Here is a 16464-nt window from a genome sequence, read left to right on the forward strand (position 1 = left end):
AGTGGGATCAGTTATTTTGGCAGTTATCATCTTTTTATTAACACTCATTCTCGTCATCTGGCAGCCGAAGGGATTGTCAATCGGATGGTCAGCTTGTGGCGGTGCGGTTTTGGCCTTACTTGTTGGAGTGGTGGACTTTACTGATGTCATGGACGTGACATCGATAGTCTGGAACGCGACACTCGCCTTCATCGCGATCATCATCATCTCGCTTATTTTGGACGAGATAGGATTTTTTGAATGGGCAGCGCTGCATATGGCGAGAGCCGCCAAGGGAAATGGAGTAAGGATGTTTGTCTATGTAAGTATCCTTGGTGCTCTTGTGGCTGCCTTTTTTGCGAATGACGGAGCCGCCCTTATCCTCACACCAATCGTATTAGCAATGGTTCGGGCATTGAAATTTAGTGATAAAATGATTTTCCCTTTTATCATGGCAAGTGGGTTCATTGCTGATACAACCTCACTGCCTTTAGTGGTGAGTAATCTTGTAAACATTGTATCTGCAGACTTTTTCAATATCGGTTTTGCCGAGTTTGCTTCTAGAATGATCGTACCGGACATCTTTGCACTTATTGCAAGCATCTTGGTTTTATATATATTTTTCCGTAAAAGCATACCGAAAAATTATGATGTATCACAGCTTAAAAAACCAGCGGAAGCCATTCAGGACCACAGGATGTTTAGGCTGTCCTGGATCGTATTAGGAATATTGCTGGTTGGTTATTTTTCCAGTGAATTCATTGGGGTTCCTGTATCCATCATTGCAGGCATTGTCGCCATCTTCTTCCTCATGATGGCTAGAAGGAGTCCAGCGGTCAACACAAAAACCGTTATCAAAGGCGCACCATGGGCAATCGTCTTTTTCTCAATTGGTATGTATGTAGTGGTTTATAGCCTGCGAAATGTTGGCTTGACGAATGTATTAACGGATTTAATCCAAGTTACCGCCGATCAAGGATTATTTGTAGCAACGATTGGGATGGGCTTCATCGCCGCCATTCTGTCATCACTTATGAATAACATGCCGACCGTTATGATTGATGCCCTTGCCATTTCCGACACCCATACAACAGGCGCAATCAGGGAGGCCCTTATTTATGCAAATGTCATCGGTTCGGACTTGGGCCCGAAAATCACTCCTATCGGTTCTTTGGCTACGTTATTGTGGCTGCATGTCCTTTCATTAAAAGGTGTAAAAATCTCATGGGGAACTTATTTTAAAACGGGAATCATCTTAACCATCCCAACATTGTTCATCACATTGGTCGGCTTATATATATGGCTGCAAATCATTCATTAAACACTTACTACAAACAAAGGAGAGAAACAGCATGGCTAAAAAAACACTTTACTTCTTATGTACAGGGAACTCTTGCAGAAGCCAAATGGCTGAAGCATGGGGTAAGAGATATCTAGGTGACGAATGGCAAGTGCTTAGCGCAGGAATCGAGGCCCATGGGTTAAATCCAAAAGCTGTAAAAGCGATGAATGAAGTTGGATTGGACATCTCCAATCAAACATCGGATATCATCGACCCTGACATATTGAATAATGCCGATTTTGTCGTTACATTATGTGGTGATGCGGCAGACAAATGTCCAATGACGCCAACGCATGTGAGACGTGAACATTGGGGCTTTGATGACCCGGCAAGAGCGGAAGGAACAGATGAAGAAAAATGGGCTACCTTCCAACGTGTTCGTGATGAAATAGGAGAAAGAATTGCACGTTTCTCTAAAACGGGTGAATAAATAAAATTGAAACGCCTTGGGTGTTAGTGGGCGGACCAAAGACCATAAAGAAAGAGCTGCCATAATTGGCAGCTCTTTTCATCATTAAATCTTAATATCGACCTTGGCATTTTTCTGAAGTTCTTCCACATGCTTCACAAGCTTTTCTTGTTTCTTTTGCTGCTCTAGTTGTTCCTTGATTTGCGGCTTCATTTCCTCGATTTTCTGTACCTTCTGTCCGCTTGTTTTAGCTTGCTCTGCAACCTGGTCATAATACTTTTGGATTTCTTCATCAGTTGCTTCTTCCACTTTAATCTCTTTTTCAACGTACTTCGTATATGGGATGTTCTCTGCAATCTGAGCATTCAGCGTTTCCGAATTCAGGCCTGCTTGCTTCATCGCTTCCTTGAATTTCTCTTCACTCTCATATTGCTTTTTGATTTCGGCAAGTTGCTTATCAATTTCGGCCTTGGAAGCTGTGTAGCCCTTTTTATCAGCTGCTTGAAGCAGTAATTTTTGCCCCACTAAAGAGTTGAGCGTTTGCTCTTTAGTTTGTTTGGCTCCCTCCTTGGTTGTCGGGTCTTGTCCGAATTGCTGCATCTGCATTTGTGTGGTGGACAACACGGTATTATATTCCGCACCTAAAATTTTTTCGTCATTGACGATGGCCACCGTTTTCTTTTCATCCACCTTTTGCTTGTCTAGTTTCTTCTGCATTTCTTCCATCTGTTTTTGCTGTTCCTCAGTTGCTTTAGCCGTTTCTTTCTCAGTTGTTTTAGTCTCTTTCTCGTCATTTTTCTTATCAGCTTCATCGTTCGAACCACAAGCCGTCAGAACAACTGCCAATAATCCAATGATGATTGGGTACAATAGTTTCTTCATATTTCAGTCTCCTCTCGTATTCAATGCTAAAAAATCATCTAATGCGCATTATAAAGGAATTTCCCATTAAAACACAATAAATTCATTCTTTTTTCCAGAAAACAGGAAGATAGTATAGGCATCATCTCATTATATAAGTGTAACATTCGCGGAAATGAACCAATTTACCCTTCGACATGAAATAAGCTTAAAAAATGCGAAGGCTGATACCTGGTGCAGTCAGCTTGTATTCAATCTCTTAATCACAAACGTAACTACTGTAAATTGGTTTAGTAAAAGAAAGACTCGTCAGAAGATTCTTGGATACTCTTCTAGGAATTAAGCGGTATAAATCTCTACTTAATTTCCACATATGTGTTTTCTTCATCGATAGATATCATCGGTTCCACCAGCATTTTGACAAAAAACTTAGTTGACAGAATCCTTGTAATAAGTAGTTTATTATCAATATACATTTGATTGAAAGCTTCCTATAGGAGATTTTAGAGATATGTAAATCCCTCGATGAATCTCTTTTGAAAAGAAGGGAATATTTTCTCTTCCAGGTTAGTATTCAAAACATACAAAAACACATTTCCTTTTTCCTACAGAAAGCGGCTAACAATTTTACACGCAAGTTATTAATATAAAGACAAGGAAAAAATTTCTAAGAGACTATCTGATGATTTGTCAGCGCTTCCATTACAGTTTGGTCCTAAAGGAGGATACAATTCATGGACGTGGTTGAGTAAGAGTGTAGATTATGTAAGCGCTCAAATAAATCAATACATCCTATGGGTTATTATCAATAATCTTAAAATATATTCTAGGAGGATAATTGAATGAAAATAAAAAAGGCTCCATTTCTTTCTTTACTAATGGTTGGTATTCTTGCTGTTGCTACTCCACTTGCTAGTGCAGCTGACAACAAGGCTAAAATGTTAGAAGTCCCTATTAAGGAACCTTCTGTTAATTTAATTTCAGATGTTGTTTACTCTCAGCAACCTATTTATGGTGATTCCAATGTTCCGCTAGAAATGGATATATTACAGCCTGAAGGTAAAAAACCACTTCCTGCAGTTGTATTTGTACCAGGAGGTGGATTCATGTCAGCTAATAACGATAAGTCTGTACAACAAAGAATGACCATTTCAGAGGCAGGTTACGTTGTCGCTAGTATTGAATATCGGGTTACGCCTCAGAGTACCTTCCCTTCACCACTTGAAGATGTGAAAGCGGGCATTCGCTACCTGCGTGCCAATGCTGAAAAATTTAATATCGACCCTGAGAATATCGTTGTAATGGGTAGTTCAGCTGGCGGATATCTTGCTGCGTTTGCTGGAATAACTAATGGTTTGGCGGAATTCGATAAAGGGGAAAATCTAGATCAAAGCAGTGATGTGAAAGCGGTTATCGATTTATATGGGCTTTCTGACTTAACGAGAGTTGGAGATGGCTTTTCAGAAGAGATTCAGGCCCTTCACAAATCTCCTTCCGCACCAGAAGGTATGTGGGTAAATGGACCTTCCGTAATGAGCCCTGGTGGTTCGATTTTTGATAATCTTGAAAAAGCAGCCAAAGCAAACCCGATCACATATATCACTAAGGATGCACCTCCGTTCTTAATCATGCACGGAGATAAAGATACACTTGTTTCACCAAACCAAACTGAAATATTACACGAAAATTTAATTAACAAAGGGGTTGATTCCACTTATTATGTTGTAAAAGGTGCTGGCCATGGTGGAACTCACTGGGTGCAACCAAAAGTCATGAAAATCTTGATTAACTTCTTAGATAAACACGTAAAAGGTAAAGAAAATAAAAAGAACTAAAGAGAGAAAAAAGAATTGAAGCTAAATCCTTCCGTGAATCATACGGAAGGGTTTCTTAGTGTGCAGTGGATTCCAATGGAAATACAAAATTTTTATCTCAGTAAAACAAGAAACAAAAAGTCTGCAAAGGTCTTCTTCCAGAAAAGCTTTGCAGTCTATTTGAAATCAAACGAAAAAGTAGAAAGAAAAAACTCTACATAAACATTAATACGAAACTAACAAGCAATTTTCTAATGAATAGTAGACTCGGTAGAAGATACTGATAAGGCCATAACAAACAAGGCTAGTAGCCATAGGGGCTCGCCCTTTATAAATTGTTTAGAAATCGAAAGAGATTAGGATCAAGGGAGATTTGAAAACGGAGTTCCCTGCTTTTCTAAAACACTATAAATATTAGTCGAATGAAAACTGTGCAAATTAAATTAGGGAACGTCTTCTTTCTTATATATCACTAAGCTGTTTTACTAGTTGGATAGGTTGCACTATCCGAATAGACTACATAATAACTGAAAATAAACTTCTTTTTTCCTACATTAAGTGGCTAACAATCCTTACAGCCAGCTAATAAAATTAGATTACGGAAAAGTCAGTTACTTAAAAGGAGGGAACAGAGGTTACAAAAAAATGAAAGCGTTTCCTATTGGTGCAGGGTATGATTTGTTAAATGAAATCTAAATTTAAAGGGGGGCAATAATAATGAAGTTGATTAATCCAATGAAAGTAATTGACGGAAGCCGCATCCATTCATTCCATATTTGGCTTGTTTTCTGGCTTTTTCTCGTCATTTTGTTTGATGGATATGATGTTGTCATATACGGGGCTGTCGTTCCATCCCTTATTAAGGAGTGGGGAATATCGGATGTTACAGCAGGTGCAATTGGTAGTTATACGGTAATGGGTACAGCGGCCGGCGCAATCGTATTCGGGTTACTTGCAGACAAATTGGGCAGGAAGAAAATTATCTTGTTGACCATTTTTCTCTTCAGCTTTTTCACACTGCTATCTGGGTTCGCGAATGGACCGACAATGTTTATAATTTTTCGGGTCATTGCAGGTATTGGCCTAGGGGGAGTCATGCCAAATGTTATTGCCTTGACCACTGAATTTGCACCTAAGCACATCCGTTCTGCTCTCGTGTCATTCGTTTTTTGTGGTTATTCGGTAGGAGCTATAGCAGCTGCACTTACAAGCCGGTCGCTTCTGCCGACTGTTGGCTGGGAGCCCGTTTTCTGGCTCGCGGGAATCCCTCTTTTGTTTTTTCCATTGTTAATCAAAGTCATACCGGAATCTGTTAGCTTCCTAATTCAAACTGGTAGAGTGGAAGAAGCCAAGAGAGTTCTTGCCAAGATTGATCCTACAATAAACGTGAAAGAGGCAATAGAACTTAAGAAACCTGATGAGAGAACACCAGGTTCACCTGTTATAAAATTGTTTGAACAAAAACGTGCAATAAGCACCGTAATGTTCTGGATTTCCTGCTTCAGCGCATTTATTTTGATTTACTCGATGAATACATGGCTTCCACGCCTTATGATGCAGGCTGGTTATGACCTTAAATCAAGCCTCACCTTTATTGCGGTCATGCAAATCGGAGCTATTGTAGGGACCATCGTATTTGGCCGATTGGTGGATAAACTGGGCTTTAAGAAAGTACTTGTTCCCCTGTTTTTCTGTGGTGCGATTGCCCTGTCGCTCATTGGCTTCACGAACAGTCCATTTATCGCATATGGCCTGATTTCAGTAATAGGTGCTGCATCGGTTGGTGTACAGAATATGTCAAATGCATTTGTTTCACAGTATTATCCTACTGAAATGCGTTCTACGGCCCTAGGCAGTACCATGGCTTTTGGACGTATGGGGGGGATAGTGGCTCCAACATTCGTAGGTATTCTTCTTACAATGAACTTGCAGCCCCAGTATAACTTCGCAGCAATTGCAAGCGCCGCTGTGCTTGGGGGATTCGCGATGCTGTTCGTTCAGGAGAAGCATGGTAATTATAATAAGGAAGCGGACAAATCTGAATCGGCAGAAGATCGTTTGAATGCCGCTAAATAATATTCAATCCCGATGAGATACTCTCTTCGGGATTTACGACTGAGAGGAAGGGGAAGAGGAAATGAGCATAAACCTGAAGCATATTTTTACGGCAAACATACATGTGGACGATCCTATTGAAGTAGGGGATGTGGGAACGGGTATAAGAAGAATCATTCCTATAACGGGTGGAACGTTTTCCGGACCTGGGATAAAAGGAATTGTTTTACCTGGTGGCGCGGATTACCAGATGATTCGATATGACGGCATGACGGAGGCGCTTGCCCATTATACGATTCAAACAGAGGAGGGGGTGCTAATTTATGTTGTGAACAAAGGTTACCGGCATGGCCCCAAAGAAATTATTGACCGTATCATCCAAGGGGAAGAGGTTCCAATTGGATCTTATTATTTTAAAACGGCTCCCTTGTTTGAGACCGGGAGTGAAGAATATGCTTTTTTAAATCGAAATATTTTTGTAGGAGAAGGCATAAGAAGACCTTCTGATGTGCAGATGAAATTTTATCAGGTACTATGATTTTTGGTTTTCCCTCTTTCATTATGTGTTTCTTCATTTACAATAGGATTAGGGAGAATTAGGAAGGAGGGAAGGGTTTTGTCTAGCAGTAAAAGAGAGAAATTAATGAGAAAAGTAGATAACCATTTGCGAAAGACATCACGTTATTTGATTAAGATTGACACCGAAGAAGAGGCACTGCAGTACTTGACCGATTCCTTTCGTTCTGAACTATACTGCGATTTTGTTGGTGTCGTGTTAGAAGAGGGCGGGCAGCTTTTACCGAAAGCGTGGAGCGGCAACATACCTTCTGTAACCGAGGCCTTTCCATTTTCCACAGATGACTGTTCCTCCAAATTATTTCGTCAAAGTATGACGTATAAAACAGCGGAAGTGCCGGAAAAATGCCATATGGCAAAAGTATTGAAGAAGGCCAACATTAAAACATGGTTTACTGTCCCCCTCAAAGACGACATTCACCATTTTGGCTTCTGCATAGTTGGTTTCTTAAGCTTCGTCCCGCTTTTGGATATGGAAGTTCACTTTGAGGAATTTGGAAAGGACATGGCAGTTGCCATGGCAATGGCGAGGGAAAAGGAAACACAGCTGAAAAAAATAGAAGGCATTGAATGGATTAGCAAAAACCTCTCACTCGATGCACCTCTTGAACAGCATATCGCCGAACTGACGTCTAGGGCAGGAAAAGGGACCAATGCCGATTTTGCGTGCATTTATTTATATAATGAAAAAGAAAACTGTTTTGTTTTCCAACAACCTGCTTACGGGAAGATGGAATACGCACACAAAATCATGATCCAAGACAATTATATGCTGAAAGACTACTTTCCCTTTCTGGAAACACCTGGTGGGAATCAGCTAACGATTCCTCTTTTCAATGATCTGAAACCAATAGGAGTCCTGCATGTTGGGAACGAAGGGACAGGTGTATTCTCAGAAGATGATTTGAGAATGTTGGAGCTGTTGTCCAAACACGTTGCTGCTTTGCTCGAAAATGCTCGTTTATATCATAGCGAAAGAGATCATAAACACAGGCTTCAATTTCTTTTGGATTCTCAGCAAGCGCTTGTAAAAGAAACCGTTGAAGTTGACAATTTTGATGGCATCACAACCATGCTCGGCGGAATATTTCAAAGTTCGGTCATCTTATTTGACCGGTTTATGCGGGAGTTATCAGTTCTCGACTATGGACATGAAGGTGGTCCGCTATATATACATCAGTTGGCTGAAAGAGCAAAGGAGGAACTTGGTAACCAAAAAGGGAACGAGCTTATCACTATGCAAGATCCCACTAGCGCAGACTATTATTTTTCATTCTGGCCAGTTAGTGGCGGTGGCAATTTACTTGGCTACCTAGCCATTCGCAGGTCTGGTGTAGAGATGGATGAGTTCGACCGTCTGACGGTAGATTTAGCTCGGAATATTTGCTCAATCCAGTTTATAAAGCAAAAGCTCGTCCTAGATGCAAAAGAACAGGCAAAGGATAGCTTCATTAGCAAATTGCTGACAGAAAAAATTGATAATGAAGAAAGCATTATCCAATATGCAAACTTATTTCAATGGGACCTGTTCAGCCGCCATCGGTTGGCTGTTTTGTCCATAGAGCTTGATGGAAGTGAAATGGAAGGAAGCAATCTTCTTGAACAGCAGACGAAAAAAACGCTTGTTTGGGATTCAATAAAATCTCATCTGTCGGAGCTCGATCGTACTTTTATATCTGCATCACATGACGAAAAGTTTGTTCTACTTGTTTCAACTGAAATGGAAGGGAATAAGCCGAAAAAGTTTTGGGCTACGCTTTTTGAAAGTATTCAGCGCTGGGTCGCGAAGGGATCTATCGAATGTAAAGTACTGATGGGGATCGGGAGTGAAACGGAGAATATCCAGGATTATTATGTGAGCTATCAGCAGGCCGTCCAGGCATTGAATATAGTTAGTAGTCGGTTCGAAAACACTGGTTATTCACTTTTTAAAGACCTCGGTTCCTATACCATTCTCCATCATTTGGGTCATTCAACTGCCATTGATTTATTTGTGAAGAGTCAACTAGGGCCTCTTATCAAATATTCAGAAGGGAAAAACATCGATTTGTTCAATACTCTCCATGTTTTCCTTCAAAATAACGGGAATGTAAAAGGTACGGCTGAAGAACTTTATATTCATCGGAGTTCCCTCATATACCGGCTTGAAAGGATCGAATTGCTTCTGGATGCCGAATTAAATGACGCTGAAGTCCGGTTCAATCTGATGATGGCATTAAAGCTTTATGATATGAATGGTGGACTTTTCTAAAACAGCCTTTATAGGCTGTTTTTTTATCCTACAAAATAGCCGAAGTAATTATAGTTTTTTCCCTCATTTTGTAGGTACAAACCTAAGATTACCAAGGTTATAATTAATTTACAGAATATTGATAATTTTATATAGTCGGGAGATGGAGAGATGGCAATTCAAACAATTGGGGTAGTTGGTGCAGGTTCAATGGGTTCAGGCATAGCTAATCTAGCGGCAATGAATGGGTTTACCGTTATCTTGTGTGACATTGAAGACAGCTATTTAGAAAATGCAATAAAACGTATTGGAAAGTTTATGGATAAAAGTGTTGCAAGGGGAAAAATGACCGAAAACCAAAAACAGGAAACGCTTGGACGCATCCAAACCACGACGCTCCTCGAAGAAATGAAAGACGCGGACGTGGTTATTGAAGCCGTTTTGGAAGACCTTAATCTAAAAAAGGAAGTGTTCTCTGCACTCGACCAAATCGTTCGTGAAGGCGTGATTCTGGCAACTAATACATCATCGATGTCGATTACAGAAATTGCAGCAGCGACACAACACCCGGAACGGGTGGCTGGTATGCATTTTTTTAATCCGGCACAATTAATGAAACTTGTAGAGGTGGTTCGTGGATATCAGACAAGCGATGAAACTGTAGAGGAATTGAAAGCGCTCTCTAAACAGCTGACCAAAGAGCCGGTGGAGGTGAAAAAAGATACGCCGGGATTCATTGTCAATCGGATCATGATTCCACAGTTTATCGAGGCGATCAAGCTGCTTGAAGAAGGCGTGGCTTCTGCTGAAGATATCGATAAGGCCGTTACGCTAGGCCTGAACTATCCTATGGGTCCATTCACACTGCAGGACTTTGCGGGTGTGGATATTGGGTACCATGTGATGGAGTATTTCAAAGAGGAATTCAACGATGATCATTTTGCTCCCCCTCTTCTTCTGAAACAGCTAGTCAGGGCGGGGAGACACGGTAAGAAGACAGGCGCTGGGTTTTACGACTACGAATAATAAGAATGGGGTTGAAATGAATGTATAAATTTTTATTGTGTGAAATCGAAGATAAAATCGCGGTTGTAACCATTAACCGGCCTCCCGTCAATCCATTGAATACAAAGGTATTCCAAGAACTTTCAATCGTATTTGATGAGCTTGAAGCCAATGAAGATGTTCGAGCGATTGTCCTTACTGGCAGCGGAGAGAAAGCATTCGTTGCAGGAGCTGACATCAATGAAATGGCAAGTCTTGATCTTGTCGGAATCAATATGATGAACAAGACATCCAGAACGGTATTTACGAAAATTGAGAATGTGACAAAGCCGGTCATTGCCGCGTTGAATGGAATGGCGCTGGGTGGGGGTCTCGAGCTCGCGCTTGCCTGTGACCTGCGTATAAGTTCCGATCGTGCGAAGTTTGCTTTCCCTGAAGTTGGCCTCGGTATCATTCCAGGGGGAGGCGGTACCCAGCGGCTACAGAAGATCGTCGGACAGGGTGTTGCCAAAGAACTGCTTTATTTCGGCGATATGATCGATGCGCAACGGGCATTGGATTTACATATCGTCAATAAATTGGTCGCAGCTGGTGAGGTGCTGGAGACAGCGAAGGAATGGGCCGGGAACTTGGCAAAAAAACCACCGGTTGCTCTTCAAATGGTGAAGACTGCAGTCAATGCAGGAGGCAATACTGACCTTGAATCGGGTTTGATTATCGAAAGCGTATGCTTTGGCAATGCATTTTCAACGGAAGATCGGAAAGAAGGACTTAAGGCTTTCGTTGAAAAAAGAGAACCAATTTATTCAGGAAGATAAACAGTGAAGCAACACTAGATATGTAAAACCCATAAACGTAGATATGAAGGCAATTAAAGAGGTATTCAACTGTAGATTCAAGGACATTTAATGGTGGTAGCTAGGAACATGAGGCAAAATGATACGCCCAAAACTACGAGTATTGATTATCAGGTTTAAAATAAAAAATTAAAATGAGGTGAATGAAGTGAAGGAAATCTTATTGTTAGAAGGAGCAAGGACGCCATTTGCTGAAATTTCCGGATCATTCCGTGATATCACAGCAACGGACTTAGGCGTCTTTGCCGCAAAAGAAGCCATACGGCGAGCCAAAATTTCAGGTGAAGATATCGATCAAGTTGTATTCGGGAATGTGCAGCAATCAAGCAAAGATGCCCATTTGCTGGCAAGACATGTTGGGTTAAAAGCTGGTACCCCGATTCACGTCCCTGCATTGACCATTAATAGACTGTGTGGAACGGGTGTTGAATCTATTTTAACAGCGGCGCGTTACATTTTAACAGGAGAAGCGAATGTCATATTAGCAGGTGGAACTGAAAGCATGAGTCAGGTACCGCATGTAATTCGCGGAATGAGATGGGGAAGTCAACTAGGGGCGCCTGTTGTAGAAGACTGGGTATGGGACGGGCTATACGATACTTATGGAGAATGTACAATGGGTGAAACCGCTGAAAATTTGGCTGCCAAATATAGTCTGTCCAGGGAAGAAGTCGACCAGCACGCTCTCGCAAGCCATGAACGTGCCCTTGCTGCAAGAGAAAAAGGCTATTTAAATGAAGAAATTGTACCTGTTAAAGTGAAAGGCAGAAAAGGCGATAAAGTCATAGAAGACGATGAACACATTCGGGAAACTAGCATGGAACAGCTTGGGAAACTGAAGGCGAGATTTGTTGAAAACGGAGTAGTTACACCAGGTAATGCGAGTGGCATGGTTGACGGAGCGGCGGCAGTCATTGTCGCCTCAAGTGACTATGCGGAAGTAAAAGGACTGAAGCCGATTGCTCGACTTGTTTCCTGGGACGTAGTCGGAGTAGAGCCAAAGTACATGGGGATTGGACCTGTTCCGGCCATTCAAAGTGCATTAAAAAAAGCTAGCTTAACAATCGCAGACTTAGATCTGATTGAAATCAATGAAGCATTCTCAGCTCAGTACCTTGCTTGTCAAAAAGAATTAGGCTTTGACCTTGAAATAGGAAATGTAAACGGTGGGGCAGTTGCAATGGGGCATCCGCTAGCAGCGAGCGGAACAAGAATCGTAACCGCACTCATTTATGAATTGAGAAGACGCAATAAAAAATATGGGGCAACAGCTGTTTGCATTGGCGGAGGTCAGGGAATTGCGGCAATTTGGGAAGCGTTATAAAGTTGTGATTTATAGAACCGTATAATCAAAGTTTAAGGCAGTCCTTTTCCAGGGATTGAAAGGATTTTGTGTACAAATGACGAAATAACTGATGAAAATGCGGATTCCATAACGAGGCGTTCATGCTGAAAATAGAAGTTAATGTAGGCTAAATGGTTCAGTTAAAAGGGAAAACAAGTTTCTGGTTAGAAAAATCACATATAGAGGCAGGAAAAATGGCGAGATTTTTAGAACCATACGGGAGCGAGTGAGTATATGGAAAAAGATCAGAATCTTTTGACAGTTTATGGCTTATTGGAGCGTGCTGTTTCAGCTAATGGGGATAAAGAAGCGATATATGATTTGAAGAGACGGGTCTCCTACCATGAAATGAAAAAGGATGTGGAACGGTTTGCCGGGACACTCTACAATCTGGGCATAAAAAAAATGGACCGGATTGCTGTGTCATTGCCCAACTGGTATGAAACAGCGGTTATATTTTTTGCTGCAGCCAAAATTGGGGCGGTGATCGTCCCCTTTAACCATAAATATCGAACACATGAAGTCGAATACATCTTAAAGAATTCCGAGCCGAAAGCGTTGATAGTGACGGAAGAATTTGATCAAAACTTTGGGTTAAAAGAAGCGCAGTCGATTGTGCCGTCATTAATCTCTGTACGGTTCACACGGGATGGCCTCCATCCATATGAGGACCAAACCGATGGTGATGTCATGGAAGCAGAAATTGATGTAAATAACGATCTATTTTGTATTTTATATACGTCCGGGACAACCGGCGTGCCAAAAGGCGTTATGATCACGCATAGAGGTGTGGTACAATCCGCGAATACATTGGCAGGGGAACTTAGATGTACTGAAGAGGACGTTTTTGTTGTATCAGCGCCGCTGTTTCATATCTTTGGCATGGCATGCAACTTGTTTTGCGGCGTATCCGCCGGGGCACGAATGGTGTTACAGGAAAAATATCATCCCCGTGAAACTCTTAAACTGATTGAACAAGAAAAAGTTACGATAAAGATGGGTGTACCGACAATGTTCATTAAAGAAATGGAACTGGATGATTTTGATAGTTACGACTTGTCGACATTGCGTACAGGCATGGTGGGATCTGCTCCAATTCCACCAAGTAAAGTCAAGGAAATACGAGATCGCATGGGCATAAAACTTTGTCAATCATTTGGGATAACGGAAACGGTTACGGTTACATTGACTCCTTATGATGATGATGAACAGAAAATAACGAAGACACTAGGAAAACCGATTCCTGGGGTTGAGTTGAAAATTGTTGATGAAAACCGGCTTGAAATCCCATTAGGGGAAACAGGAGAGATAGCCCTCAAAAGCTTTGGGATAATGAAAGGCTATTACAAAATGCAAGAACATACGGACGATGTTCTAGATCGGGAAGGCTGGTTCTATACCGGTGATCTAGGTGTGCAGGATGAAGAAGGATATCTGCATTTTGTAGGCAGAAAAAAAGAAATGATAATCCGTGGGGGCTATAACATATATCCTCAGGAAATTGAAAGTGTGCTGACCAAACATCCAAACATAATGGTTGCTGCAGTCGTGGGCATTCCAGATGAAGTGCTTGGTGAAGTGGTGTGCGCGTTCATTCAGCTAAAAAAAGGAACAGAAATTTCAGAAGGTGAAATTAAAGCCTTTGTAAAGAAACAAATAGCAAATTATAAAGTCCCGGAAAAACTCATGTTCATTGAGGATTTTCCAATGACGGCTAGCGGAAAAATTCAAAAATCGAGACTTCTTGATCCGATGGATGCGAAGGTCAGTCGTCCAGTCTGAAATTGAAAGGAGCATATCTAACATGATAGCAGAATATTCGTTCCAGGTAAGATGGGGTGACACGGACGCAGCAGGAATAGTGTTTTATCCCAACTTTTATAAATGGATGGATGAAGCCACTCATGAATATTTGTCAGCCCTAGGGTATCCATCCTCCAAACTTTATGCAGAACAGCAAATTGGTGTCCCTTTATTAGAAGCTAACTGCATTTTCAAATGTCCTCTTTTCTTTGAGGATAGCGTGGTTGTGCAAAGTACAGTTGAAGAATTACAAAACAAAGTATTTAAATTGCGACATGCTTTTATTAGAGGCGAACAAATAGTAGCTGAAGGGTATGAATTACGTGCCTGGACATCATTTGAGGGTAAGCCGAAGGCGCTACCGGTTCCTGAAGATATCCGAAAAAAAATGATGCCAAAAACCCACCAGTCTATGAAGAGGTGAATACATGCTTACGGAAAAAAAGGAAATCAAACATTTTTTGAATACTGACCTCCTTCCTGACGAAATTTTCACACCCGAAGACTTTAGTGATGAACATATTATGCTGGAAGAGATGACTGGGAAATTTGTGAAGAACAGAGTTTATCCGGCATTAGGAAACATAGAAAACCAGGAGTTTGATGAAACAGTGCGTCTTATCAAAGAGGCAGGTGAACTCGGGCTGATCAGCGCAGATATTCCAGAGCAAGATGGCGGGCTAGAGCTTGGCAAAGTCAGTGCGTCCATCATATCTGAAAAAATGGCGCTTGGCCGTTCGTTTTCCATTACATTTGGAGGGCAAACCGGAATTGGGGCGTTGCCAATTGCCTATTTTGGAACTGTGAAACAAAAGGCGATGTATCTCCCAAAAATGTTATCTGGTGAGACTATAGCTGCATATGCTTTAACCGAACCTTCATCCGGCACGGATGCAATGAGTGCAAAGACAACAGCGGTACTCTCAAAATGTGGGAAATATTACATTTTAAATGGAGAAAAACAGTGGATTACCAACTCTTCTATCGCTGGCCTATTTATTGTATATGCAAAAGTGAACGGTGAAAAGTTTACTGCTTTCATTATTGAAAAAGATTACGAAGGAGTCTCCATTAGTCCTGAAGAAAAGAAAATGGGGTTGCGGGGGTCTTCCACATGTTCTCTTATTTTGGATAATGTAAGAGTACCTTCTGAAAATGTTATTGGTGAAGTGGGGCGTGGGCATATTATTGCGTTTAACGTATTGAATATCGGCCGCCATAAGCTTTCAGCCACTTCATTAGGAACTGCAAAGAGATCGATTGAGCTAGCAGTTAGCTACGCCAATGAAAGGAAGCAATTTGGCAAGCCTATTTCCAGCTTCAACTTAATCAAAAATAAACTGGCTGATATGGCTATAAAAACATACGCTAATGAAAGTTCCGTGTATAGAACTGCAGGCGCGATGCAGGAAGGGTTTGCAAATATGAAACAAACGGGCTCCGATGACTTTTGTGAAACGATTTCCCGTTATGCTTTAGCATGTTCGATCAACAAAGTTATGTCCACGGAAGTTCTTGACTTTATCGTAGATGAAGCTTTGCAGATCCACGGTGGATATGGATATATGGAAGAATATGAAATAGAGTCACTATATCGTGATTCCAGGGTTAATCGGATTTTTGAAGGTACTAATGAAATTAATAGAACCCTGATTGCTTCAACATTACTGAAAACCTATGAATTGCCTAGTAAGAAAGGAAATGTTGACGAAGGTACGCTGCTACGTGAAAAGCAGACACTTCAGCTGATGAAAAAGCTTTATCATTCTACAATAGAGTCTGTTCGGAAGAACGACCTGATAAATCTAAATCAAGAACAGGAAACAGCTGCATTTATCGCGGACCTAGTCATCGGAATTTATTCGGCGGAAAGCTCCATTTTACGAACGGAAAAAGCAGTACAGATAACAGGGAAGTATGAAAACAGCCAAAAAATTGCTTATACGAAAGTATTTATACATGAAACATCCCAAATGGTCGCCATCAGAGCCTTAAATATTCTAAATCATCTCGGTGATGATGAAGCATTTTCGCGGATTGCTGGACGTCTTATCATGAGTTGCCCGGAAAATATTGTGGAAGTGAAGCGTAAAATTGCGGATGTAATTATTGAATCTGAAAAATATGTTTCTTAGTTATTAGTGCAGATACTTGATCAGCTACCGAGATAATTGGGGTGGTAAATAAA

General features: G+C 41.2%; 13 protein-coding genes. 12 read left to right on the top strand and 1 reads right to left on the bottom strand.

The genetic code is table 11. The annotated features are described in order from the left end of the window. Nucleotide 1: 1 nt before the first annotated feature. Together LQ188_RS14590 and arsC are read left to right on the top strand one after the other, a co-directional pair. The gene (locus LQ188_RS14590) at nt 2-1300 is read left to right on the top strand and encodes an arsenic transporter (protein WP_230177208.1); all 1299 of its coding nucleotides are present in this window, start codon (nt 2-4) and stop codon (nt 1298-1300) included. 31 nt (nt 1301-1331) lie between these two features. Next, on the top strand, nt 1332-1751 hold the full coding sequence (gene arsC / locus LQ188_RS14595; protein WP_230177209.1) for an arsenate reductase (thioredoxin): 420 nt from the start codon (nt 1332-1334) through the stop codon (nt 1749-1751). Nucleotides 1752-1835: 84 nt separating this feature from the next. Here the strand turns inward: arsC and LQ188_RS14600 are convergent, their stop codons facing one another. Further along, entirely contained in the window at nt 1836-2612 is a 777-nt protein-coding gene (locus tag LQ188_RS14600; protein WP_230177210.1) for a SurA N-terminal domain-containing protein, read from the bottom strand. An 821-nt stretch (nt 2613-3433) separates the two neighbouring features. On the opposite strand from LQ188_RS14600, the gene LQ188_RS14605 reads away from it, so the two are divergent. From LQ188_RS14605 to LQ188_RS14650, 10 genes are all read left to right on the top strand, one after another. Continuing rightward, nucleotides 3434-4426 (top strand): alpha/beta hydrolase, encoded by a 993-nt coding sequence (locus LQ188_RS14605; RefSeq protein WP_230177211.1) that lies wholly within the window; start codon nt 3434-3436, stop codon nt 4424-4426. A gap of 696 nt (nt 4427-5122) precedes the next feature. Beyond that, nucleotides 5123-6481: an aromatic acid/H+ symport family MFS transporter gene (locus tag LQ188_RS14610; RefSeq protein WP_230177212.1), complete on the top strand. Its 1359-nt coding sequence runs from the start codon at nt 5123-5125 to the stop codon at nt 6479-6481. A 61-nt stretch (nt 6482-6542) separates the two neighbouring features. After that, nucleotides 6543-6998, top strand: a complete 456-nt coding sequence (locus tag LQ188_RS14615; protein ID WP_230177213.1) for a DUF3237 domain-containing protein — start codon at nt 6543-6545, stop codon at nt 6996-6998. A gap of 78 nt (nt 6999-7076) precedes the next feature. Next, the gene (locus tag LQ188_RS14620) at nt 7077-9287 is read left to right on the top strand and encodes a helix-turn-helix domain-containing protein (protein WP_230177214.1); all 2211 of its coding nucleotides are present in this window, start codon (nt 7077-7079) and stop codon (nt 9285-9287) included. Nucleotides 9288-9437: 150 nt separating this feature from the next. Continuing rightward, nucleotides 9438-10292: a 3-hydroxyacyl-CoA dehydrogenase family protein gene (locus LQ188_RS14625; RefSeq protein WP_230177215.1), complete on the top strand. Its 855-nt coding sequence runs from the start codon at nt 9438-9440 to the stop codon at nt 10290-10292. Nucleotides 10293-10312: 20 nt separating this feature from the next. After that, nucleotides 10313-11089, top strand: a complete 777-nt coding sequence (locus LQ188_RS14630; RefSeq protein WP_230177216.1) for an enoyl-CoA hydratase-related protein — start codon at nt 10313-10315, stop codon at nt 11087-11089. A 187-nt stretch (nt 11090-11276) separates the two neighbouring features. After that, nucleotides 11277-12452 carry an acetyl-CoA C-acetyltransferase gene (locus tag LQ188_RS14635; RefSeq protein WP_230177217.1) on the top strand — a complete coding sequence of 392 codons (1176 nt, stop codon included), beginning with the start codon at nt 11277-11279 and terminating at the stop codon, nt 12450-12452. A gap of 255 nt (nt 12453-12707) precedes the next feature. Beyond that, nucleotides 12708-14255, top strand: coding sequence for a class I adenylate-forming enzyme family protein (locus tag LQ188_RS14640; protein WP_230177218.1), 1548 nt, complete (start codon nt 12708-12710; stop codon nt 14253-14255). Between the two features lie 25 nt (nt 14256-14280). Then, nucleotides 14281-14700: a thioesterase family protein gene (locus LQ188_RS14645; protein ID WP_230177431.1), complete on the top strand. Its 420-nt coding sequence runs from the start codon at nt 14281-14283 to the stop codon at nt 14698-14700. 4 nt (nt 14701-14704) lie between these two features. Further along, nucleotides 14705-16411 carry an acyl-CoA dehydrogenase family protein gene (locus tag LQ188_RS14650; RefSeq protein WP_230177220.1) on the top strand — a complete coding sequence of 569 codons (1707 nt, stop codon included), beginning with the start codon at nt 14705-14707 and terminating at the stop codon, nt 16409-16411. Nucleotides 16412-16464 lie beyond the last annotated feature (53 nt).

The sequence above is a fragment of the Peribacillus sp. Bi134 genome, from assembly GCF_918698065.1.
Taxonomy (GTDB): Bacteria; Bacillota; Bacilli; order Bacillales; family DSM-1321; genus Peribacillus.

Excerpts from the sequence above, each read along its gene's own strand:
- arsC (WP_230177209.1), top strand. The coding sequence starts at position 1,332 with ATGGCTAAAAAAACACTTTACTTCTTATGTACAGGGAACTCTTGCAGA.
- LQ188_RS14600 (WP_230177210.1), bottom strand. The coding sequence starts at position 2,612 with ATGAAGAAACTATTGTACCCAATCATCATTGGATTATTGGCAGTTGTT.
- LQ188_RS14605 (WP_230177211.1), top strand. The coding sequence starts at position 3,434 with ATGAAAATAAAAAAGGCTCCATTTCTTTCTTTACTAATGGTTGGTATT.
- LQ188_RS14610 (WP_230177212.1), top strand. The coding sequence starts at position 5,123 with ATGAAGTTGATTAATCCAATGAAAGTAATTGACGGAAGCCGCATCCAT.
- LQ188_RS14615 (WP_230177213.1), top strand. The coding sequence starts at position 6,543 with ATGAGCATAAACCTGAAGCATATTTTTACGGCAAACATACATGTGGAC.
- LQ188_RS14625 (WP_230177215.1), top strand. The coding sequence starts at position 9,438 with ATGGCAATTCAAACAATTGGGGTAGTTGGTGCAGGTTCAATGGGTTCA.
- LQ188_RS14630 (WP_230177216.1), top strand. The coding sequence starts at position 10,313 with ATGTATAAATTTTTATTGTGTGAAATCGAAGATAAAATCGCGGTTGTA.
- LQ188_RS14640 (WP_230177218.1), top strand. The coding sequence starts at position 12,708 with ATGGAAAAAGATCAGAATCTTTTGACAGTTTATGGCTTATTGGAGCGT.
- LQ188_RS14650 (WP_230177220.1), top strand. The coding sequence starts at position 14,705 with ATGCTTACGGAAAAAAAGGAAATCAAACATTTTTTGAATACTGACCTC.